This window comes from Paenibacillus sp. P2(2022) (assembly GCF_029522175.1).
In the GTDB taxonomy this organism is placed as follows: Bacteria; Bacillota; Bacilli; order Paenibacillales; family Paenibacillaceae; genus Paenibacillus; species Paenibacillus polymyxa.
In genome coordinates, this window is the sequence record NZ_JAKWFI010000008.1 from 1 (window position 1) to 22404 (window position 22404).

Annotated in this window: 17 protein-coding genes and 15 tRNA genes; 20 read left to right on the forward strand and 12 right to left on the reverse strand. The window is 45.7% G+C overall.

Annotated features, from left to right (window positions below; translation table 11 throughout):
* Window positions 1–34 precede the first annotated feature (34 nt).
* The 15 genes from MMB75_RS20745 (at window position 35) to MMB75_RS20815 (ending at window position 1459) form a co-directional block, all read left to right on the forward strand.
* Window positions 35–126: transfer RNA gene (locus MMB75_RS20745), tRNA-Ser, on the forward strand.
* 19 nt (window positions 127–145) lie between these two features.
* A tRNA-Glu gene (locus tag MMB75_RS20750) sits at window positions 146–217 on the forward strand.
* A 9-nt stretch (window positions 218–226) separates the two neighbouring features.
* Window positions 227–302 (forward strand) — tRNA-Val (locus MMB75_RS20755).
* A 29-nt stretch (window positions 303–331) separates the two neighbouring features.
* A tRNA-Met gene (locus MMB75_RS20760) sits at window positions 332–405 on the forward strand.
* Window positions 406–430: 25 nt separating this feature from the next.
* Window positions 431–507: transfer RNA gene (locus MMB75_RS20765), tRNA-Asp, on the forward strand.
* A 13-nt stretch (window positions 508–520) separates the two neighbouring features.
* Window positions 521–596 (forward strand) — tRNA-Thr (locus tag MMB75_RS20770).
* 4 nt (window positions 597–600) lie between these two features.
* Window positions 601–686 (forward strand) — tRNA-Tyr (locus MMB75_RS20775).
* 102 nt (window positions 687–788) lie between these two features.
* Window positions 789–863: transfer RNA gene (locus MMB75_RS20780), tRNA-Gln, on the forward strand.
* 4 nt (window positions 864–867) lie between these two features.
* Window positions 868–943, forward strand: a tRNA-Lys gene (locus MMB75_RS20785).
* Window positions 944–955: 12 nt separating this feature from the next.
* Window positions 956–1036, forward strand: a tRNA-Leu gene (locus MMB75_RS20790).
* Window positions 1037–1047: 11 nt separating this feature from the next.
* A tRNA-Gly gene (locus tag MMB75_RS20795) sits at window positions 1048–1122 on the forward strand.
* Between the two features lie 5 nt (window positions 1123–1127).
* Window positions 1128–1204, forward strand: a tRNA-Arg gene (locus MMB75_RS20800).
* Window positions 1205–1216: 12 nt separating this feature from the next.
* Window positions 1217–1296, forward strand: a tRNA-Leu gene (locus MMB75_RS20805).
* Window positions 1297–1303: 7 nt separating this feature from the next.
* A tRNA-Pro gene (locus MMB75_RS20810) sits at window positions 1304–1380 on the forward strand.
* Window positions 1381–1388: 8 nt separating this feature from the next.
* Window positions 1389–1459: transfer RNA gene (locus MMB75_RS20815), tRNA-Gly, on the forward strand.
* A gap of 135 nt (window positions 1460–1594) precedes the next feature.
* Here MMB75_RS20815 and MMB75_RS20820 read toward each other — a convergent pair.
* The 11 genes from MMB75_RS20820 to MMB75_RS20870 form a co-directional block, all read right to left on the reverse strand.
* Window positions 1595–1897: an alpha/beta fold hydrolase gene (locus tag MMB75_RS20820; protein WP_275601521.1), complete on the reverse strand. Its 303-nt coding sequence runs from the start codon at window positions 1895–1897 to the stop codon at window positions 1595–1597.
* A gap of 364 nt (window positions 1898–2261) precedes the next feature.
* Entirely contained in the window at window positions 2262–3548 is a 1287-nt protein-coding gene (locus MMB75_RS20825; protein ID WP_045245096.1) for a DUF418 domain-containing protein, read from the reverse strand.
* Window positions 3549–3760: 212 nt separating this feature from the next.
* Complete coding sequence (locus MMB75_RS20830) at window positions 3761–6571, reverse strand: M14 family metallopeptidase (RefSeq protein WP_045245095.1); 2811 nt, start codon at window positions 6569–6571, stop codon at window positions 3761–3763.
* 110 nt (window positions 6572–6681) lie between these two features.
* Window positions 6682–7692 carry an LCP family protein gene (locus MMB75_RS20835; protein WP_045245094.1) on the reverse strand — a complete coding sequence of 337 codons (1011 nt, stop codon included), beginning with the start codon at window positions 7690–7692 and terminating at the stop codon, window positions 6682–6684.
* Between the two features lie 47 nt (window positions 7693–7739).
* A complete protein-coding gene (locus MMB75_RS20840) occupies window positions 7740–8438 on the reverse strand; it encodes an SGNH/GDSL hydrolase family protein (protein ID WP_045245093.1) in 699 nt (232 codons plus the stop codon).
* A 27-nt stretch (window positions 8439–8465) separates the two neighbouring features.
* The gene (locus MMB75_RS20845; RefSeq protein WP_052679240.1) at window positions 8466–10274 is read right to left on the reverse strand and encodes an acyltransferase family protein; all 1809 of its coding nucleotides are present in this window, start codon (window positions 10272–10274) and stop codon (window positions 8466–8468) included.
* 184 nt (window positions 10275–10458) lie between these two features.
* Window positions 10459–11604, reverse strand: coding sequence for a hypothetical protein (locus MMB75_RS20850; protein WP_016819431.1), 1146 nt, complete (start codon window positions 11602–11604; stop codon window positions 10459–10461).
* Window positions 11605–11607: 3 nt separating this feature from the next.
* Window positions 11608–13068, reverse strand: a complete 1461-nt coding sequence (locus MMB75_RS20855) for a sensor histidine kinase (protein ID WP_031462722.1) — start codon at window positions 13066–13068, stop codon at window positions 11608–11610.
* A complete protein-coding gene (locus tag MMB75_RS20860) occupies window positions 13058–13198 on the reverse strand; it encodes a hypothetical protein (protein ID WP_162835289.1) in 141 nt (46 codons plus the stop codon). The genes MMB75_RS20855 and MMB75_RS20860 overlap by 11 nt, the downstream gene beginning before the upstream one ends.
* Before the next feature lie 208 nt (window positions 13199–13406).
* Window positions 13407–13904: a CcdC family protein gene (locus MMB75_RS20865; RefSeq protein ID WP_016819434.1), complete on the reverse strand. Its 498-nt coding sequence runs from the start codon at window positions 13902–13904 to the stop codon at window positions 13407–13409.
* Between the two features lie 164 nt (window positions 13905–14068).
* Window positions 14069–14545: a disulfide oxidoreductase gene (locus MMB75_RS20870; protein ID WP_045245092.1), complete on the reverse strand. Its 477-nt coding sequence runs from the start codon at window positions 14543–14545 to the stop codon at window positions 14069–14071.
* A gap of 230 nt (window positions 14546–14775) precedes the next feature.
* On the opposite strand from MMB75_RS20870, the gene MMB75_RS20875 reads away from it, so the two are divergent.
* The gene (locus MMB75_RS20875) at window positions 14776–15402 is read left to right on the forward strand and encodes a nitroreductase family protein (protein ID WP_013369121.1); all 627 of its coding nucleotides are present in this window, start codon (window positions 14776–14778) and stop codon (window positions 15400–15402) included.
* A 104-nt stretch (window positions 15403–15506) separates the two neighbouring features.
* On the opposite strand, the gene mprF is transcribed toward MMB75_RS20875, so the two are convergent.
* Entirely contained in the window at window positions 15507–18149 is a 2643-nt protein-coding gene (gene mprF / locus MMB75_RS20880) for a bifunctional lysylphosphatidylglycerol flippase/synthetase MprF (RefSeq protein ID WP_045245091.1), read from the reverse strand.
* Between the two features lie 213 nt (window positions 18150–18362).
* On the opposite strand from mprF, the gene MMB75_RS20885 reads away from it, so the two are divergent.
* From MMB75_RS20885 to MMB75_RS20900, 4 genes are all read left to right on the forward strand, one after another.
* Window positions 18363–19124: an AAA family ATPase gene (locus MMB75_RS20885; RefSeq protein WP_017428075.1), complete on the forward strand. Its 762-nt coding sequence runs from the start codon at window positions 18363–18365 to the stop codon at window positions 19122–19124.
* Between the two features lie 46 nt (window positions 19125–19170).
* Window positions 19171–19689, forward strand: coding sequence for a GyrI-like domain-containing protein (locus MMB75_RS20890; protein ID WP_016819438.1), 519 nt, complete (start codon window positions 19171–19173; stop codon window positions 19687–19689).
* 214 nt (window positions 19690–19903) lie between these two features.
* Window positions 19904–21106 carry an MFS transporter gene (locus MMB75_RS20895; RefSeq protein WP_016819439.1) on the forward strand — a complete coding sequence of 401 codons (1203 nt, stop codon included), beginning with the start codon at window positions 19904–19906 and terminating at the stop codon, window positions 21104–21106.
* Between the two features lie 222 nt (window positions 21107–21328).
* The gene (locus MMB75_RS20900; protein WP_025363856.1) at window positions 21329–22381 is read left to right on the forward strand and encodes a lactonase family protein; all 1053 of its coding nucleotides are present in this window, start codon (window positions 21329–21331) and stop codon (window positions 22379–22381) included.
* The last annotated feature ends 23 nt before the right edge of the window (window positions 22382–22404 follow it).

Consider the following 22404-nt stretch of genomic DNA (forward strand, 5'->3'; position numbering starts at 1 on the left):
GTCACAGGTTCGAGTCCTGTTCGGGGAGCCATATGGAGAGGTGTCCGAGTTGGCCGAAGGAGCACGATTGGAAATCGTGTAGGCGCCAAAAGCGTCTCGAGGGTTCGAATCCCTCTCTCTCCGCCAGCTCTTATAATAGATATGTGGCCCGTTGGTCAAGGGGTTAAGACACCTCCCTTTCACGGAGGTAACAGGGGTTCGAATCCCCTACGGGTCATAGTAGTATGGAGGCTTAGCTCAGCTGGGAGAGCATCTGCCTTACAAGCAGAGGGTCGGGGGTTCGATCCCCTCAGCCTCCACCATTAATAGTATTAAGAAATATCTTTGATGTCGCGGGGTGGAGCAGTTCGGTAGCTCGTCGGGCTCATAACCCGAAGGTCGTAGGTTCAAATCCTGCCCCCGCAATTAATTTCCTGTTGGAAATGCCTCTGGAACTGTGGTGTAGAGGCCTAACATGCCTGCCTGTCACGCAGGAGATCGCGGGTTCGAATCCCGTCAGTTCCGCCATTTAATTTAATATGCCGGTGTAGCTCAACTGGTAGAGCAACTGACTTGTAATCAGTAGGTTGGGGGTTCAAGTCCTCTCGCCGGCACCATCTTGGAGGATTAGCGAAGTGGCCAAACGCATCAGACTGTAAATCTGCTCCCTTACGGGTTCGGTGGTTCGAATCCATCATCCTCCACCAGTTTTATTGCCATGGTGGTCGTGACGAATGGGTTAACGTACTGAATTGTGGCTATGGCATTTGTGGGTGCAAGTCCCATCAATCGCCCTGTTGAATACATAATGGGGATTAGCCAAGCGGTAAGGCAACGGACTTTGACTCCGTCATGCATAGGTTCAAATCCTATATCCCCAGCCATTAAGAGCCATTAGCTCAGTTGGTAGAGCACCTGACTTTTAATCAGGGTGTCGAAGGTTCGAGTCCTTCATGGCTCACCATTATCATTGTATGCGCGTGTGGCGGAATTGGCAGACGCACTAGACTTAGGATCTAGCGTCTTTGACGTGGGGGTTCAAGTCCCTCCACGCGCATACCTGTTTTTGCGGACGTGGCTCAGCGGTAGAGCATCGCCTTGCCAAGGCGAGGGTCGCGGGTTCGATTCCCGTCGTCCGCTCCATATTTGCGCCCTTAGCTCAGCTGGATAGAGCGTTTGACTACGAATCAAAAGGCCGGGAGTTCGAATCTCTCAGGGCGCGCCATTAATTTCATAAGCCGGTGTGGCGGAATTGGCAGACGCGCGCGACTCAAAATCGTGAGGGAAACCGTGGAGGTTCGAGTCCTCTCACCGGCATCTATTTCGGGATGTAGCTCAGCTTGGTAGAGCACCTGGTTTGGGACCAGGGGGTCGCATGTTCAAATCGTGTCATCCCGACCACTTTTTTTGCGGGTGTAGTTCAATGGTAGAACTCCAGCCTTCCAAGCTGGTAGCGTGGGTTCGATTCCCATCACCCGCTTTATATAGATGAAAGAAGAGATGGCTTATGCCATCTCTTCTTTTTGTATTTATTAAGCTATCGTTTCCCGTTAGATTACGACCGCTTATAATAGCTCTTCTTATTAATCCAGTTAATGCACGGGGCGGACCTTGGTTAATATTTATTTTTTGCTCTAAAAGGTTTGTAGAAGGCACGAATGTCCTGAGCTAAAAGCTCAGGCTCTTCCATGGCAGTAAAATGCCCGCCGCGAGCGATTGAAGTCCAGCGAGTTACATTTAAGTTGCACACAGCCCATTCTTTAGGCGTTAACAATATATCTGCTAGGAATAATGCAATTACGGTTGGCACTTTTATGTAGCTCAATGGCGGCAAAAAATGTGAATTTTCATAATACATACGTGTAGTAGGTGGCTTCATGGTCTTATGCGAAAAATAAGGGTCATAAAATGAGTCCAATGTACGATATCTTTGTTCAGCATCTGGAGCAGTCAGGAGTGTCCGATAGGAGCGTATTGGATGGATAAGAAAACAAAGACTATATAGCAGTTTAGAAAAATCAGCAGGACAAGCATAATTTGGTGAACAGTCAAAGGAATCCCAGTTTCGATACTGGGTGTTGCTAAAACGGCGGGGGATAAGTCCCCCGGATAATCCGGGGGAAAATAGCAAGGAATTAGTCTTTCCTTATAACTCTGTTCAATGATCATCTTATTGCCCTAGTTAATCTAGACACCTTCTGTAGGCTTCCTATATAGATAGCGAACTTTTTATCTGGTATCTTTTTTGATTAGTCCGTTATATAGAGTATCAAGAAGGCTATCTACTTTACAGTTTGTGAGACTGGTTGGGTAGAGCTGAACAATCGGTCAAAGCGGCGCATCAATCCTTCAAGCGGACCAACAGCACGCTGAGCAATCAATAATCCCAGCAGTAGTGTTGCAACTGCGATCATTACGTTGCCGAACGGAACTCCATCCAGACTATGCCCAATCTTTGTCAGATCGAGAATCCACACCACTACAAACTGAAAGGCATACATGGTCAGGGCGACACGTCCGACTGCTGCGAAAGGCATTAATACAGCGGAAGTTTTTTTGGATACGAGGCACGTAACTCCCATTACCAGAAATGAAATTCCTAATCCTATCATCGTCTGGAATGTCGAAGCGGTGTGCGGAGCCGTTCCCAAAAGGAGCTGCCACATCGGTGATTCCGTATTAAGAGGCCAAATTGCGTATTCATCCGGCTGTACAGGAGCAGCTCCTTGCACACTTATAAGCCATTGTTCAAAGTGAAGATTCCAATTCGGAAGCACAAAAGCGGCCATTACTTTGCCAATAACAAGCATAACGATACCGCTGCCTGCGAGTGAGAGGGCTGTACGTAATCTGGTGAGGTCAACGCGGCCAATGGCCATACCAGCAACAAATGCAGGAGTCAAGGCGAGGGCAGACATCGGACCTCCCGCGATATCACCAAGAAGATAAGCTTTTGAGAAAATGCTTGATCCAAGAATCATTAGCGGCGGGGCCGTTACGAGCAAAACTACTGCTGTTGTGACAATGGTGCGGGTCGAACGACGAAATAACATGAGGGCCAACACAAACATAGCTGCATAGGCAGGCAAAATGATGCCGTATGAAGTGTTCAGCATAATAAGCAAATAACCAATAATATCAACAAACACCGCACGGGCCAGCATTCGTGCACGAAAAGCGGTCGCCTCTGCTCCCCGATCCATCATACGCTGTCCCATAATAGAATAGGAGATACCGCCGCACAACACAAATAATAGGGTGGTATTTCCGGAAACAATTGCAGAAACGCTTGGATTTGATCCGAAATGCTGCAAATACATTCCCAGCACGGCCAGTCCGCGCGCAGCATCAAGCGCAACGAGACGTCCTTTGATGCTGTGTGTCTTTCTCCGTGGCTCTGTCACAGAGCTTTGGGGGAGATTATCGGTTTCTGTACTGTCGTGAGATGAGGTGGTCCCTGATGTGTCCACTGCTTTATTATCCATGTTATTAGCAACCGGATCTTCAATCTTTGTGTCCCCCTCATATTTTCTGACAGATCTGCTTGTCAGTTTGATGCTACTTAGCAAATTACATTCCTCCCTAAAATATTGAATTCATACATTCCATAAATCCCTGTTGTGAACAGGATTCATTTCACGTTCTAATCCAAATATAGCCTTCAGATGTCGCTAAAATTTGATCAAGTTGTAAACAAAATGTCACAGAGGACAATAACCCTTATCACAAAAACAACCTTACTCACGGCTGATCACCGGAATAAGGTTGTTTGCAAAATCATTCAGGGTTTGCTGGGAACGGCATTGAAAATCGAATTGGCCAGTAGTCGGAATTGATGCTGCGGATGAGCGCCATTGGTTAGATCGTTGGAGAAAACTGTGATATTCTTTTTGTTTTCCATATAGGTGAAGGCCATAATCTTTCCTCTTGCAGCATCGTGACCTGGCCACCAACCTGCTTTGAAGAAGTTTTCTTTATTGCTAATGGTTGCAAGAACTTTTGCGGCTTTAGGTAGCTTCGTAATGTGAGAACCTGTAACGGTGTAGAAATATTCTTCGTTATCGTAAGGGGCTGTAATCACATGATCCTGTTGGACATTCGCCAGGAAGACCCCTTCGTATCTTTCCCATGTCGGTCCAGCAAACGCAAATTGAGGAATCCAGTTTTTCACGTTACCCATCCCCATATTCCCATAAGCAATGTATGGCTTTCCTTTCTCAACAAGTTTGTCGGAATCGAATGTATTCACGAGCACATCGGCAAGCTGCTGATCATCGGTCACTTTAAAGCCGAGATTTTTGAGCACATAAGCTGGTTCGCCGAGAGCGGCTACCGTAGAAGGTTTAAGAACTTTGCCAACGGGTTTGTTATTGCCGAATGCCGTGACATCAAGATAGTATTTTGACACCAGCGGATGCAGATCATCATAGGCCACTGCAAAGTCACCCGCTTCATATCCTGTTCCGCTTTTGGATAGCATCGTAACCACTTTGCCGGATTTAAGTAATTCATTGACCGTTTTGATGGCATCGTTATTGGTGTTTCGGATTAAAACATAGGCAGAATCATTCGGCAATGATGTGGCCGGAATCGATACGGAAGTCACCGGAGTCGTTTTGCCCGCAAACACGCCGGCTTCTCTAATTACATCACGTTCAAATCCTCGCATGACGGGAAAGTCTTGCACAATCTCGCCAGCTACGGAAGCATAATCTGAGACGTTAATACCGTCATATAAAACCATGTTTGCGATGCCGTGTTTAGCCTGATGCATATTTATGATAAATGAACCCGCGGGGTAGGTCTTGCCAGCAGTACTTACAGCCTCTGTCGAGCGTTCAACCGTTACTCCATTGCGGATAAGATACTCAATCATCCGATAGGCTTCCAGCGGATTTTTTTGAAGACTTTTATCGATCGGCAAAACGTAATACTCAGGAAAAAAATTCTCATTACCGTGACGGGGGCGACCAATGACTTGATTTTTTGCATTGACTAGATACCGATCTACGGATCGATCATCGATATTATTGATTCCACGTTCATATACTTTTAGCTGGTTCAAAAATAACTTTTCTTTCTTTTGCATAACAAAATCAGTTGCTGCAGCGACACTATAATACAATGCTTTGGTCGACTCTTCATTCGATTCAGGTGTTTCCAGCGTATGTCCCATTGCACCATGGTGCATGGCGAAGACAGCTGTATAGGCTGGAGACGCATCGTCCCATCCTGAAGAAGTCCCCTTGGAAACATATTTAGGATTTTCAACTGTTTTACGATGTTCTTCATAAGGAATATGGTAGTAATCATACTTCGTGTTTGCTATACCTGCTTCACCCATCGCTTTGGCCTGTTCTACCATGTTATCCATAAGTAGATCGTACTCAATATTCGGATCGTGAGGCGGTGTGGTAGGCTCGATCAGAAAATTCTTATCAAACCCATGCAGATCTAAGAAAGAAATCGGCGACCACTTGGCGATTTGCTCTGTGATACTGCGTGTTTCAGGCTGGGTTTGATATGAATTATCCCGATTTAAGTCAAAATATTCAGCATTATAACGTTCGGTATGAACCCTTCCATCTGGATTTTCTGTATACAGGAACAGGAAAAACACATGTTCAAGCGCATCATCCATATTGAGAGTTACCGTACTCGATTTTCCATTGGACAAGGTGGTCTTGTACGTAACATTTTTATCGAGTGCCATAGTCTTAAAATAATTGATAATCGCATCAAAGCCTGGCGCTTCATTCGGATGAATATTGTTGATCCAGATGGGCACTTGATAATCTCCGAATGCACCAGATTGAATATCGTTCTCCAGCTTTGCAGGATCATTCAGCATGGCAGGGTGAGTTACATTCTGATATTTGTCAATCGTTGCTTGATCTTTGGCAACCATAGTCATAAAAATATCGCGGCCTTCAACGGATTTGCCGATCGACAACGTTTTAATGTATCTGTCGTTTTTTTGAGCTGCCTGTGCCGTAATCGCATCAATCTCCGGCTTCAGTTCATCATAGGTACGGAAGCTGTCGTACGGGACCAACTTAATAGGTGCTTGGGCAACGGTTTTGCCGTTGACTACTGCAGCCAGTTCATAGGTTCCCATCAATGATGCGTACAGTGGACGCTGCAGACTCGGCTCGGCAAGATTCTCCGTACCGTAAGTAAGACCGAAATTGATATTGGCAGTGACTTCTGCGTGTTCGGCTTTGACCTGAGTAACGGTGATAAAGGGGGCGCCATTATAACCGCGATTCTTGTACGATTTCCATTCCGATAATGGCTTGCCACCATAGGTCCAGCTTATTTTCTTTATATCGGTACCCTTCGGAAGCTTAAATCTAGCCTTAATGGTTCTTTTCTTCGTCATGGATGCCACATGGCTATCCAATTTCAGTGTCCAGGTATTTTCAACCTGCGTTGAAATTGTTTTTGTTGGTTGGCTCTTATCGTTCAACAACGTGCTTATTGCACGTTGCGCAGCATCAGCCATAGCCATGTGCGGAGCAGTGATCTCCAGAAGCATGGCGGCGGATATAGTTAATGCCAAGCAGAACCTTACGATCTGTTTTGTACCCATTCTTTTTCCCCCTATGGATAACCGGAAGATCATGTTATGCTCTTCTTTATTCACAAAGAGCATTTAACAGACTATTGTCCGGCAAATACGATCTAATATATTGTCTAACCCTATTCAAAATCTGTTTTCTGCTCCTGCCCCGAAGAATTATCTGTAATCGAATTTGAGGCGTCGGAGTTTATGATACTTTGCACAAATTGCTTCAAATCCGTTCGACTTTTTACATCCAGAACAGCCGCCTTGCCCACATAAGTTTCTTTTAATAGCTTCATTGGCGGTATTTGTTCATTTCCGTTTAATGTACTTTGGTACCCTACTGAAGCCAAATTCCACATATCAGAGACTGACAAATTGGTATCGATATACGGACTGATTTCCTCAAGAATAGAAGGGAATTTCATAATGGAAGTCGTTGTTTTTACCTTCTCGGCTAATGCCGTAATAAATTGCCGTTGTCTTTTTGTTCTGGAATAATCGGACATGGCATCATGACGAAAACGGACATATTGAAGCGCCGTTTTGCCGTCGAAATGCTGCTGTCCCTGCTTTAAATTAATATCATACTCATGCAAATCGGCCTTGCTTTCATAGTACATATCCTTTTCAACATAAAAATCGAGTCCGCCTACAGCATCTACGAGTTTAATAAACCCCTGGAAATCCGTGTATACATAAAAATGAACTGGCACCCCCAGCAATACGCTGACTGCTTTCATCGCCGTATCGGGTCCATGCGTAACAGCGGTATTAATTCGATTTTTGCCGTGCCCAGGAATATCCGTATAAGTGTCTCGAAGAATCGAAAACACATGAATACGCTTATCGGTAGGATTCAACGAAACGACCATCATGCTATCGGATCGGGGTACACTGCCCTTGTTGTTCTCGCGAGTATCCACGCCCATCAGCAAAATATTTACAGGTTCGGTTCCCTCCCATTCCGGTGCTTTTAGTGCTTCGACTTTATCAGTGCTCACTTTAACAAATGGGGAGTTTTCCGGGGTTTTACTAAGTCCTTCTAACCCTTTGTAAATGGAAAAGAAATAATAAAAGATAAAGCTTACAGCAGCGACCCCAAGTAACAACGTTACAATCAATATCCTCTTTTTCCTCTGTGTCATGTCATTCTTCCTTTCCAGATTTATAGACGCGCAGGCCCCTTTCTGTATTAAGATTTTTGCAAGGCTGCTACGAGGAGTGAAGTGTAATATCGGCTACCATCTGGTTTTAAATGGACACCATCTTTATAAAAGTATTCGTCTTTGCCTACACTGGCCGAATACCAGTCCACCACATTGACGTTGCTAAACTCATCGGCGACCTGTGCAATCGTGTCATTCACCGTGTTTTGCCATCCTTTCGGAACCCGGGTGGTGACCAAGATTACCTGTCTGGCTCCGGAAAGGGATTGCAGTACGTCGTGCAGTTGGTTTTTGCTAAACGGACCATTGGTGCCGAGTTCGATAATGACCTGGTCTCCCAGTTTGCCTTGGGCGGCCAATTCATTAATGACTTTTACAGCTTGAGACATCTGCCGGCCAACCTTACCGTCAACCGTCATCTTCGGAAGCTGCTCTTTTAAATAAGGCTCAATTCCGACCGTAACCGAATCTCCAATCATCGTGACGCCCTCGCCGTTTAAGGAAGCAGATGATTGAGCTTGTTCCCCGCTGGTGCTAGAAGCCGCACGCTTTTGTGCAGCAGTCTGCATCTTATCAAGATTGTATAGAGAAGAGTCCTTGCTGCGGGATTCGTGATCATCTGAATTTTGCTTTGCGTGCATATGGAGAACTATGGCACCTAAAAAGATAAGGATAATCATAAATCCCCATAATCCGCTTACCATCCATCCATTTTTTTTGTTCATAGCTAGTTCATCCTTTCCTTTAACATGCTAGTAGGTTTTATCTTGTTTGATAGCATCAATTAACAACGAGGCATAATACTGAGCGCCTTCTGGTTTCAGGTGGACACCATCACCATAAAATAGATCGTCCCGGTTTTCGCTGGCTGAATACCAGTCGATAAGCTGGACATTTTGAAATTCACCAGCAATTTCACGCAGATTGTCATTTACGGTATTCTGCCACCCTCTCGGCACTCTGGTTGTTATCAGATAAATTTGCCGGGAGTCCTGCAGTGAAGCCAGTAAGGACTTCAGTTGACTCTGGTTAAAAACGCCGTTGGTGCCGAGTTCAATAATAATTTTATGGCCAAGTTTACCCTGTTCCTGCAGGCCATCAAGCACATCACCTGCCTGTGACATTTGCCGGCCCACCTTGCCATCAATGATCATACCGGGGAGCTGCTTTTCCAGAAACGGGGCAGCATCCAGAATAACCGAATCTCCGATCGCAGTGATCCCCGCTCCTTCTGCGGAGTGGCTTGTATTTTCAGCGGGATGATTTTCATCGGAACAGCTGCATTGCAGTTGTTCTGTCTGGACGGGGTCCCGGCTTACGGCCGCTGGTGCATCAGGTACAGGATCTGGAGCTGGTGAATCCGTCTTCCATGATGCCAAGACGAGAATGATGGCGATAACAATGACGACAAGGCCTAGCTGGCTGCCAGCGCCTGACCTGCGGAGTGATTGCAGGCCAGTCCAAAAGGTCCCACGGCGGATGGGCTCTTCGATGTATCTGTAGGAAAGACCCGCCATTATGAAACTGGCCGTTACCTGCAGAGCCATGCGCATATAGCTGGCATCATCGGTATTTACCACGGGACTTGATAAAATAATGATTGGATAATGCCATATATACAGACTGTAAGATCGCTTACCGATCCAGCTTAGAGGCCGGCAGCCGAGTAATCGTTCCAGTCGGTTGGCTGGATGAACCAGTACAGCGATAACAACCGCAGTAATGAGTGATAAATAAAGAAAACCGCCGCGATACAGCGAATCATCATACTCGTTGGTCTGAGCAATCAGGATAAACAGCATTACAATGCCCAGCACGCCAGTCATATCCAGCATGGTGCGGGATGAAGAAGATACATTGTTGCTCAGTCTCCAACTGGGCCAGACAACCGCCAGAGCCGCTCCGATCAAAATAGCAGACGCGCGCGTGTCCGTCCCGTAATACACCCTGCTCGGGTCTGTTCCGGGTTCGTATATAACGGCCATGGCTATGGCGGATACGAAGGCGCAACCCAGAATGTATAACATAAGTCTGCCTCGTCGCGGTGCAAGGCACAGACCAATCAGTAGAACGAGCGGCCAGATGACGTAAAACTGTTCCTCAATGGAAAGCGACCAGAGGTGCCCGATAGGTGAAGCCGGACCAAAGCTCTCAAAATATGAAACATGATGAAAAATGAGATACCAGTTGTTTACGTAAAAAAGCGAGGATACAAAATGGCCTTCTAATGCTTGCAGTCTGGAAAAATCGGTAATTAAAAGCCACAATGCCACTGCAGTCAGCATAAAGAGCATTGCCGGCAGTAGTCTGCGCATTCGTCTGATCCAGAACCGCACAATGGAAAAACCGTTGCGTGTCCTCCATTCATAAAGGATCTGATCCGTAATCAGATAGCCTGACAGGACGAAGAAAATCTCCACTCCTAGCAGCCCACCCTCTGCCCATCTAAGATGAAGATGATAAGCAATAACAGCAAGCACAGAGATGGCCCTTAGCCCATCCAGACCGGTCATATAACGTTTTATGGGTTGATTTAGGTGCAGATTCGGATTTTCATTCACTATGGTCCATTCCTTGTCCTTATAGGCTAATGATCTTGCTTCATTTACTATAGAAAAAAGATGTCGCGAAAGTTTGATCAACATGTAAACAAATTGTCACAACGGTTGCAAAAAGAAAAACCTTATTCCGGCTGAACAACCGAAGTAAGGTTTTTGACATCCACAAATATAGAAATCCTAATCGCTATTTCAACTCAATGATCAATGACTCCTTACTAGGAGAATCCGTTGGCGCAGTCTGCGAGGAATCCAACTGTTTTTGTCCTTGAAGTAGTACACTTTTATTGTTCGGATTCCAATACATATGCGTTGGCACAATTCCGCGATACACCGGTTCGTTGTACAGTATATTTCTTCCCTGCACCTTGGCTACGTAAGTGACATTTTGATCATACACGGTGTATGCGATATTTTTCCTGTCAGGCGAAAATTCAAAATCAAGCACTTTTTCCAAAATGACAGAGAGCTCGCCGTTTCGCTGATCATATTCGTACAATGAATTATCCGTTCCGAGAAACACAAACTGGTCGTTATTCATCCAGGCTACTGAATCTCCACCAATCTGACGCTCGTATTGAAATTCAATATTCTTTCCCGAAACCTTCCCAAGGGTTAGCACCTTTTTCTGGCCTTGTTTTGCACCAAATAACTGTAGCAGTACGCTGCGGCCATCATTTGCAAGGTTAACACTCAAAAGTGTGTCTTCCTTTAGGATCCCTTTTAACTGATATTTGCTGGAAGTTTGAGACCCAACATCGTAGATGTATAGGCTATCAGCTCCATGATCAACCAGGTTTTCTACCAGGTAGCTGATATACGAACTGTTGGACGACCAGGAAACATATTGTACATAAGATTCGTTCCTGGTGCTGATCCTGTCTATTTCCTTTTCCTTGCCATCCTGCAAGGAAATAAGCTTTAAGGTTGTCTCCGAGGAAGAAGGGGAAACTTCGCAAATATATTTCCCATCGGGGGAAAGTATTGTATTGGAAGTTACCTTGTCGATTTCGGATATGACCTTGCTTTGCTCATACGGATAAGTTAAACGTTCCAGCGTGCCTCGCTTCAGTATGGTCATGGCCCCGAACGATGCGATGATGGCATCTCCAGACGACCAGCCCAGCAGCTGGCCCCGATTTGCAAAACGATCCGGAAGCCGATATATTTTTTGGACCTGAAACGGACGAGAGCTTTGATCGGTACTGGAAACTTCATTGCTGTCGGCGATGACGACAGTCTCTGTTTTTGGTTCTGAACCGCATCCTGACAGCAGTAATATCACGAGAGATACGACCAGCGGCATTACAACATATTTATATTTATTGCCCATTATTCATTCTCCGTTCCCCGCGGTTTCCAGCGCTTTAAATTCTACCGTAACGATAGTTTCATTATGCTCATTTGTAATTAAGATGGAACCCGCAAGTTCTTCAACGATAGATTTCACAATGCTGAGTCCCAATCCTACACTGCCTTCTTCGGCGCTGTCGGAATGAGCCGGATAAAACGGCTGTAATAGGCGTGACAGATGTTCTGCTTCAATTGGATCGCTTGGATTGCTGAAGATCAAGCGAATCTTTTCTTCTGCCCGCACCGCTTTTACCGATACTGCCGAAAAAGGCAAACTGTATTTAATCGCATTATCTATCAAATTGATGAACATCTGTCTGATTCTGTCCCGATCGGCCAACATGATCAATTCCTCATTAATCTCATATTCAATGGTTTTTTTATAGCGCTGAGAGCGGATCATCATTGATTCACACACATCCTGCAGGATCAGCCCGATATCCACCCGTTCAAGCTCTTGGAGCATGATATTTTTGCGTGAAACTTCCAGTAGTTTTAGCACCATCGCATGCAGGCGCCTGCTCTCCTCGATAATATGATTCATTCCTTTATCAAAAAAAGCACGGTCTTTCTCACCGTTAAGCCTGATCAGCTCCGCATATCCCAAAATGGAGGTTAACGGCGTTTTCAGTTCGTGAGTAATATTGTCAAAAAAGCGCTTTTCCTGCTGGTGAAGCTGCTTTAAATGGTCCCGATCCTTCTCAATAATATGAATTTGTCTGCTAATTTGACCAATCATATCGTTAAAATTCTCAGCCAGTCGGCCAATTTCATCCCTGCGTTTAAAATGTAGGCGGATATCTAGATTTCCGTTTTTTACCTCGTTGGAGGCCTGCGTCAGTCTGGTCAGCGGGATGGTAATATGCCTGGAAAGAATATAGGAAAACAGAAAGGCTGCCGCAAAAATCGCTAGGGCAATATAGAGGGTAATCTGTCGAATCTGTCCAGTTTGTTCGTAAAGTGAGCTGAAATCTTTGTAAAAACGCAGGATGCCCACCTTTGAACCGTCTATAACAACCGGATAGGAGAAAAGAACAGTCGTCTTATTACGATCATAAGTAATGCTGTACGCTGTATTGCCGTCAATCGCTTGCTGCAGATCGCTTTGCATTTGCTGCTGAAATATGGAGCTGTCTGGGGCATAAAGCAATTTGCCTTCCACCGTATACACGCCAATACTGCTGTCCGTGGTATGGTTCAGATTAGTGGCTATCTCCCTGGCGATTTCTCCAAAATACAGCTCATTGCTGCTGAAATGGTTAATCAGGAAAGCCTGGCGTACATACACATTGCTATTATTTTTCAGTCCGACGAGTTCGGAGGTAACCAGATTCTGATTGCTTGTCCGGATAAATTCCTTGACTGTCTGATTAAGCACGACAAAAGAAAGCGAGAAAATCAGAAAAAAACCGATCAGAAATTTGATGCTGATTTTACGTATCATGCTTAACCACCCATTTTTTAAAATTTGTATCCGGCTCCGAGGACGGTAGTAATGCATCCCGTGGTCCGTACAAAAGCAAGTCGGTAATCGGAGCATCATTTTCAGTAATAAGAATCTTTGCTTTATTCATCGTAATCCTCATCTCTAATTTTAATACGGCAGGTTCATAACATCGTCCATTATATTAATCATTCAGGAGAAAACAATCAAATGTATAAAGAGAGAACCGACAGCCCTCGATAGACTAAAAAGACCAAAAAGACACGGTTCCTGTGGGGAGAACGTGTCTTTTTGGTCTATACAGCAACATGCGAGTGTGCACGTTAAATATCCGTTGGTCAGATGCGGACTTCCGTCTCGTCCGGAACGAACTGACGATATTGAAAATACATACGAAGCCGCCAGTGTAACAAGGTCCCGAAGGCTAGGATGAAAAATAGCCCTGCTGTTTGCGGAATGGTAATGTAATGCTGAATAAATTCATGCAGCAGCAATCGGACGATCAGTAGGCTGATCAGGATAAAAAAGAAGGTGCGTGAGCGTTGCACGAAAACCAGCCCTTCTTGCAACTCAAATTTAGTGCTGCGGATCAACGGGTAGGAAAAAATAAACCAGCCGACCAGAAAAGCGCCCAGCGCCCAAAGCCAGGGAACCCGTACTTCCGGTACCACAAACATCATAAAACCGGTGCTCATGCCGAGCGGAGGAATGATGATTTTTTTGGCATTAATCGGGCGATGACCTGTCTTCATACGGATGAAAATAGCCGATATAGCGATTAAGATCATACCGAAAGTTGCGCCATATTGCAGCAATGGGGTGCTGATATGAAACATGGACTGGCCCCCTCTATAAGGAATATAAGCGTTATTGGACAGACTGCAAACCTTCTACATTATAGCACATATGCAATGGATATATTTAGTTACAGTCTTTCCTCCGGCAAGCGGATTATACGCCTCTTGGTGGTAACCGGCCCTATAATCGGGTCTCTTTCATCTTATGCGAGTTCTTGTGCTTGTACCTCTCCAGCAGCAGATTTTTTCTCTTGGCGCATGACATAACCCATCGCTACAATAATAAGGATAAAAGCAATGAGTGCAAGCAAAGGAATGGTGATGAAATCCAGCCAGTTCAGATAATCCTGTTCGCAGGATACTCTACCGCAAGCCGTCGAAGTTTGCGTGGCTGCTTTGGCGGCTGCATGGATACGCTGAATGATAAAATGATAGGCCGAAATCGCACCTCCAATGATAGCTAACGGCATAACGTAAATCCGTATTTTTGTGTCACCTCGAAAATATGCGATTCCGAGTAGAAGGGTCAGGGGATACATCAGAATACGCTGAAACCAGCACAGTTTACAAGGTTCATATCCCAAGATCTCGCTGAGATACAGACTGCCCAATGTCGCCACACAAGCTACTACCCAGGCGGCAAATAAAGCAATATCCGTTTTTTTAAACGATCCGATCATAGTAACGCTCCTTTTTAAATTCAAATGAGAACAGTATGAACTCATCGTGTCTTGTCCCATCGGCAGGCATTTGCCGATATGCATGTCTTTATCCGTATTGTACTGTATTTTGAGTGCGGGGTCATACTTAAACATATTGACATCATTCACTATCATTTTTATAATTGCAGTAGTTTGGGAAGTTAATGAAGATTCAAGATATATATTAAGAAATTAGGAGTGTGCCCAGAATGTCGAGCAGCCGGAAAAATGAAACCTTATCTGTTATTAGTGAAAGACACGCGGTAAAAAGCTATGTAAAGGATTTTAAAATGCCAGAGGAAGATCTGGAAGCAATCTTGACTGCCGCGGTAGAAGCTCCTTCCGCATGGAACCTTCAACATTGGAAATTCCTCGTTATCGAAAGCGAAGCAGACAAACAAAAATTGTTGCCTATCGCCTACAACCAAGGTCAAGTAGCAGAGAGCTCTGTTACGATTGCCGTACTGGGTGATCTGGAAGCGAACCGTAATGCTGTCATTTATGATCAAGCGGTAGAAGCAGGAGCATTGCCAGCGGAAATCCGTGACGCATTGGTAGGACAAATCAATGGCGCGTACCAAAACCCGCAGGTAGCTCGCGATGCAGCGATTCTGAACTCTGCTCTTGCAGCACAAAACATTATGCTGGCTGCTAAATCTTTGGGCTACGATACTTGCGCAATGGGTGGATTTATTCCAGCACAATTGATCGAGCAATTCAATATTCCGGCACGTTACCTGCCAACCATGCTTATTAGTGTAGGTAAAGCACAAGTACCAGCACGTCCATCAGGACGTTTCCCACTGTCTGACGTTGTTGTAAAAGGCAGCTTCTAAGACGAATAGTGAATATAAAAGGGTGTTCCTGCAACCATTGTGGCGAGGAACACCCTTTTTTACGTCGTTTTGAACTGTCAAAATCCTTTTATTTCGTACCTCGTTTAGTCTGAGCGTTTGGACACGAGATACACCAGTTCCAGCGTCAGGATCGGTAGAAAAACAGAAGCTGGATAGGCTAGATAGCGCGGCTCCCACTGCGGCTTGAACTTATCCTTGAAGCGTCGGAGCCCCTGGAAGCCGTAAAAATGTCCCCCGTATTGAAAAACAAGTCGAGCCAGCTTTTCCTCGCGCAGTGCCTTTTCGCTTTGTCCTACCTGGGACAGCGGTGCCATGCCCAGATTAAATGTCGTATATCCACTCTCCTTGGCCCACTCAATGACCCGTGTGAATAAGTAATCCATCGTTCCATTGGGTGTGTCAGGCAGGTGACGCATCAGATCGATAGAGACCGTCTGCCCATGATCATAGGCAGGGGCCATCGTGGCGAAAGCAATAACCTTCCCTTCAGAGTCTTTCAGCAATGCAATTGGAGCCAACTGAAGGTAAGGTTCTTTGAACCAGCCGAGTGAATATCCCTTCTCCTTGCGCCCGTCCAGCCAAATATCCGAAATATGACGCATCTCCTCAATCAATGACGCCTCTAGAGGAGGCTGGATCATTTCGAATGAATAGCCTTCGCGGTCAAAGCGATTTTTGGCGCTTCGCAGCGCCTGATTGCTTTTGCCCGTTAGTGTAAAGGACTCCAGCGGCACGAGCGCTTCCTCGCCCAATTTAAAAAAGCGATAGCCGTTCTCGTGATAGATGGACAAATATTCCGGTGATGCTTGATAAAATACAGCCGTCAAAGCATAGCGATCCGCGAACCGTTGGAATTCCTGAATGGCTTCACTCACACGTTCCTTTGGACCGAGGGGGTCACCTAATACAATCAGTTTGTCCCGACTGCGAGCATAGGGGAGAACTACCTGTTCGTCCTTGGTCCAATACAGATATTTATCGCCGAGAAAAAGCATATGAGAAACGAGATTACCACCCTGTCGTTCCAAAAATTCTTTTAGCTTAACCAGTTCCTGTGCGTCGGGTAGATTGCTGATGCTACGTTGAGGACGAAGAAAGAAATACACCGTCAAGAATACCCATGCCAAAATCAAACTAAATACGGCTGTAACTCCGTAATCGCTGCGGTTCATAAAAAAGTCCAGGTGGACCTTGGCATGCAAATGACGCATAAATGGAGTATTGGAGCCTGCCCCGATTATAAAATAAGCACCAGTTACGAGTAGAGATAATCCGCCCCATATTAAAATGTTGTGCCGATTCAGCGGCGCACTGACCCGATAAAATCGTGAACGCGAAATCCACAGCATTAACGCTACGAACAGCAAAAATAAGGCTTCTTCAAAATCCAGACCTTTCGTGAAGGTGAAAATGGCTCCTGTCAGCAGCAGTATCAATGTTAGCCGCAATGCTCTGCGAATACGCAGAGAAATTCCGTGGGACAAAACGACAAGCATAATTCCGATGATGACCGAGATTTCATGCGATAAGCGCATAACGGGTAGAGTGAGCAAATGTTCAGCAAAACGGAGCCGATACAGTAGACCAGGCGTAGCGGCCGACAACAGAAGCACTACGCCGGAGATGAGTACCAGCTTGCCAAGCGCCCACACCCCCAGGTCGGCTAAAAACCGAAATTGACCAGGCCAGCCCCATACCTTCTGCCAGGCATTCAGGGAGTAATCCCAGCCTGTCTCAGCGAGCTGGCTCAGGCGCTCGTTACGCGGGATCATTTCCAGCGCGGCTAATACCAGGCCGATGAGCCACGGAATGATGAAATAAAAGACGCGAAAGACCAGCAGCACAGCCAGCGCCCGGTCCGAGTTGGCTCCTGCCATTTGCAGCCCAAGCAGGGCAATAATATCGAATGCGCCGACGCCTCCGGGTGCAAGACTGATTAACCCTGCAATTGCGGCTATCACATAGATACCGAACACAGCATGGAGCGGCAGCTCATGGAGCAAGTGCGAGCCAATCCATGCAAAGGTAAGACCAGCCAGCAGCCATTCCAGTAGAGAGGCGCCAATGGAGGCAGAGATGGTGAACCAGGAGAGCTGTCCTTCTCCCTTGTTGAACCATGTGGCATACTTTTTGGAGCGCTGCATGATCAGAAATAGAGGCAGGTATAGTGCCATACCCCACAGTGCCCAATGAAGCCATGGGTGAGCATCCAGCACAAGCTGCACCGGATACAGATGGACAATAGCACCCCAAGCCAGCAAAGATAGTCCGGTAATAACGACAGGCGAAAGAAATACGACCGCCGAGGTGATAACACCCAATGGCACACCGCTCTTTTTATACAGCACAGTGCGCAGTCCAGCTCCTGTAAAGCCGGCGAAGCCGAAGACATTATTGAAGGTATTGGAGATCCAGGCGTACCGGAATGTCGTTCCAGGCTTGACTTGAAGCTTAAAATGATGCCTGATTACATAATCGTAAGCACTCATAGCTGCCACGGCTGCCAGGGAGAACAAGCCAATTTCGATGAGAAACGTGGCATCCATTCGCCGCAGCTCATGAAGCATCCGTGCCAGATTAAAGTCTTTTAGCTCTCGTCCAGCCTCCCATATAATAAAAGCCAGTACAGCCAGCGGTAGCAAAATACGCGTCAATCGCTGCCTATAGATGGTCATCATATACTGTACGATTTTAAAGGATTGGATCGGTTTGTGATTTGACTTCATAGATTCACCTGCTTGAAAAAGGATAAGATTGAGACTGATAATGCGCGAAAAATTTCCTGCCCAAATAAAAGGCTTCGTTATATTATACCTGTAATAATAGCTTGAATAACAACAGAAGGGTTACGAAATGGGAGTTCAGATTGATTGCTGTAAATAATTCCAATATAATGATGGAATACCTAGTGAATTGCTTGGCATTGGAGCTGACTGGATATGAGTATATGGGATCGTAATCTTTTTATACGTCGATTGGAGCTATTATGGCCTCCAGATGCTGACAGGAGCCAATACCCTTTTAACTTAAAGGCTCTTCAACAGTGGAATGAACTCAAATTCCATCCTTCCGTTACCTATATTGTTGGAGAAAACGGTGTAGGTAAATCGACGCTTATGGAGGCAATCGCGGTCGCGTGGGGATTTAATCCAGAGGGTGGCACTAAAAATTTTAACTTTTCTACACAAGCCACGCATTCCGCGCTGCATGAGCATATCCGGCTGGTGAGAGGGATCGAAAAGCCGAGAGACGGCTTCTTTTTCCGGGCGGAGAGCTACTATAATGTGGCGACTCATATCGACGAACTGGATCGAGAAGGAGGAGGGCGACCCATTCGAGATTCGTATGGGGGGAAGTCGCTACATGAGCAGTCGCATGGCGAGTCTTTTTTTGCTGCATTTGTGCATCGGTTTGGAGGACAAGGATTGTATATTTTGGATGAGCCAGAGGCAGCACTCTCGCCCTTACGCCAGATGGCCATGCTTGCACGGATTCATGAGCTTGTACAGCAGGGATCGCAGTTTATCATTTCTACACATTCCCCCATCTTGATGTCTTATCCAGATTCGGTCCTGTATCATCTGACACATGAAGGGATCGACACACGGACGCTAGAGGAAACCGATCATTACATCATCACCAAACAATTTCTGAATAACAAGGAAAAGTTGTTGCAGGAGCTATTCGAAGATTCACCATAAGGATATAGGAAGTTTGGTAGTATCCACTTGATGAGGAGGAAACCGTATGAGTTCAAATCTCGATGTAGTTATTCAGCGGATATCGGCTTTCAAGGTAGCAGCGCTGACTGCGCAAGCCCCTTTTGCAGAATTGGGTGATGAGGTACGCAGACAGTGGCAACAAGTGCAACAGAACGTTCCAGAGAACCACTCAGGTCGTTTGGACGCAGATATAGGCTATGTGTTAACTCCCCAATGGACAGTTGTTGAAGAGAATGGAAGTACGGCAGTCAAGGTGGGTGTTAAAGTGTTCTCGTGGAATGAAGTGCCGGATAGTCTTGAACGCATTGAGGTGCCTGAAGGAGAGTATGCGGTGACCCGTTTTCAGGGAGATCGGGAACGATTAAATACGATCTATGATGACCTATTTGCTTGGTTGGATCGTAATGGCTATGAGCGTAATACGACAGAGGGGGTATATTGGATCGAGTCGAATCGGCTGAAGCCGGTGAACCCTTTTGATATTCCATCCGCAGAAATTCAGAAATTTGATTATGATATTGCGATCGCTATTGTACAAAAATAAAGGATGGTGAAACGTTATAAGAGGGACAACCTCATTATTTAGTGGTTGTTCCTTTTTGCTACCTTGTCAAAGGTAACATTCAGGGTTATCGGAAGTATTTTATGATTGTTATTTGCCTCCCGCTCTATTAATATAATGAAGAGTTTTGCTGAAATAGTTGCAAAATAAGAAATTCGTATACGAAATAAAGAACCTGAGGAGGACAAAACGCAACATGTCGGATTCACAACAGTTGAAAATGGGGCCGCTCGTCATTTTGATGATTAATATGTTTATTGCCATGCTGGGGATTGGACTCATTATTCCGATCCTCCCCAAGTTCATGGGTTCCTTGGGAGGCAGTGGTGAAACGGGAGGCTATCTGGTTGCCGTGTTTGGCTTGACCCAGTTTATGTTTTCGCCGTTAGCTGGGGAATGGTCCGATAAATACGGACGTAAAAAAATGATTATTATCGGTTTGGTCATCATGACGGTATCTTCTGTATTGTTTGCGATTGGCAACTCGTTGACGATGCTGTATATTTCCCGTTTGCTCGGAGGCGCAGGAGCGGCATTTATGATTCCTCCAATGATGGCTTATATTGCCGACATCACAACCGTCCATAACCGAGGCAGAGGAATGGGGCTGTTGGGGGCCGCTATGTCGCTTGGTTTTGTGATAGGTCCTGGTGTAGGCGGTTTGCTGGCAGATATCTCGCTTCGTACACCCTTATACGTTTCGGCGGCGGTATCCGGTTTAGCGGCACTGATTTCATTGATTTTACTGCCCGAAACCCTGTCGTTGGAGAAGCAGTTGAAGTTTCGAAATGTTAAGGTGAAAAGAGACAATGTGATTAAACAGTTTGCGCTGTCTTTCCGCAAGCCGTACTTTATGTTGCTGATTATGATATTCACGTTAACTTTTGGCCTGACGCATTTTGAAACGATGTTTCCGTTCTTTGTAACAGGCAAGTTTCATTACAATGAACGTGATATTGCTATCATTATTACGGTAGGTGCATTGGTCGGGACCGTGATTCAAGCTGCGGTCATTAGTCCGATGTTGAACCGTTTTGGTGAAAAAGGTGTGATTATCGGTTCTTTTCTGTTTTCCGCGATTTCCCTTGTGCTTATGCTGCTCTCAGGGAACTTTTATTATGTACTCGGAGTATCACTTATCTTCTTTACCGCTACATCGTTGCTGCGACCAGCCATTAATACGGCCTTATCCAAAATGGCAGGAGATGAGCAGGGAGTTGCAGCCGGGATGAACAATGCTTATATGAGTATTGGTAATATTCTGGGACCTGCGCTTGCGGGTACATTGTTTGAGGTGCATATCAATTTGCCGTACATTTTTGGGGCGGTCATTCTCATGCTTAGTTTGGGGCTGGCTGTAAAATGGAAAAGTAGAGATACGCAATCCACAGCGGTTTAACGTTATTTTCTCTGTAAACATAGTCTCTTTTGGTGTGAACTGTGACGTTCTTATGAACCACAGGTTGCAGCGGAAGAGGCTATTTTTTTGCATACATAGCCACTTGTTAATGAAACGGCAGAATCTTGGGTAATAATGCATGATAAGTTTATAACCAGATAAAAAGTAGAACTTAAAAGTCGGATAACATGTAAGTAATACGCTAAAAGGAGCTGAGATCGGATGGAAGAGCGGAATGAGCAGTTGTTTTATATAGGAACTTATGCGTCTCGTGAAGAAAGAGGAATTTATATAGGCGCTTTGCATATGGACAAAGGTGATTTGCGTATGGTTGGAGGTGTGGAAGGAATCGAGAGACCTTCTTTTCTGGCACTGCATCCGAATGGGGCGAAGTTGTATGCTGCCAGTGAGACAGACCAAGGCGAACTGTACACATATCAGGTGAACACCCAGACGAGGGAATTGCATCCTTTGGATCGAAAAGGAACGGAGGGAGCACATACTTGCTATGTATCCGTAACAACAGATGGACGCTATGTGCTGGCTTCTAACTATTCTGGGGGCAATGCCGTTGTATTCCCTGCGACAGAAGCAGGAGGACTGGGAGACATGTCGGGGCAGGTTCAGCATACGGGGTCAGGGATTCGCCAGGACCGTCAGGATGCGCCACATCCACACTCGATTATTCCTGATCCTTCAGGACAGTATGCTATGGTATGTGATCTGGGGCTGGATCAGATTATAGGTTATCGTTTGACAGAGGATGGGAAATTGGTAACCCACCGTGAGACAGATTTGCCACCTGGTTCCGGCCCACGTCATCTGGTTTTTCATCCCTCGGGTCGATATGCCTTTGTCGCCAATGAATTGAATAATACCGTCGCTGTGTTTGGTTATAACGAACGTAATGGTAAGCTTACCTTGCTGCAAAGTCTGTCCACACTGCCAGAAGGCATTATCGATGTAGAAAATACAGCAGCGGATATTCGGATTACTCCCTGTGGACGTTTTCTGTATGTATCCAATCGAGGACATGACAGCATCGTACTCTACCATGTCGATCTAGACAGCGGGAAGCTGAAGACGATTGAATGGGTCGAGAGTTTCGGCAGTACGCCGCGTAACTTCAACATCTTGTCTGGTTATTTGCTAGTGGCGAATCAGGAGGGAAACAACATTGTATCCTTTGCTATCCATGAGGATGATGGACGGCTGACCCGAACGGGATATGTATTGGAGGTTCCTTCACCGGTATGTATTGAACCTGTACGTTAATTACACAGCGCATGGCAAAAAAG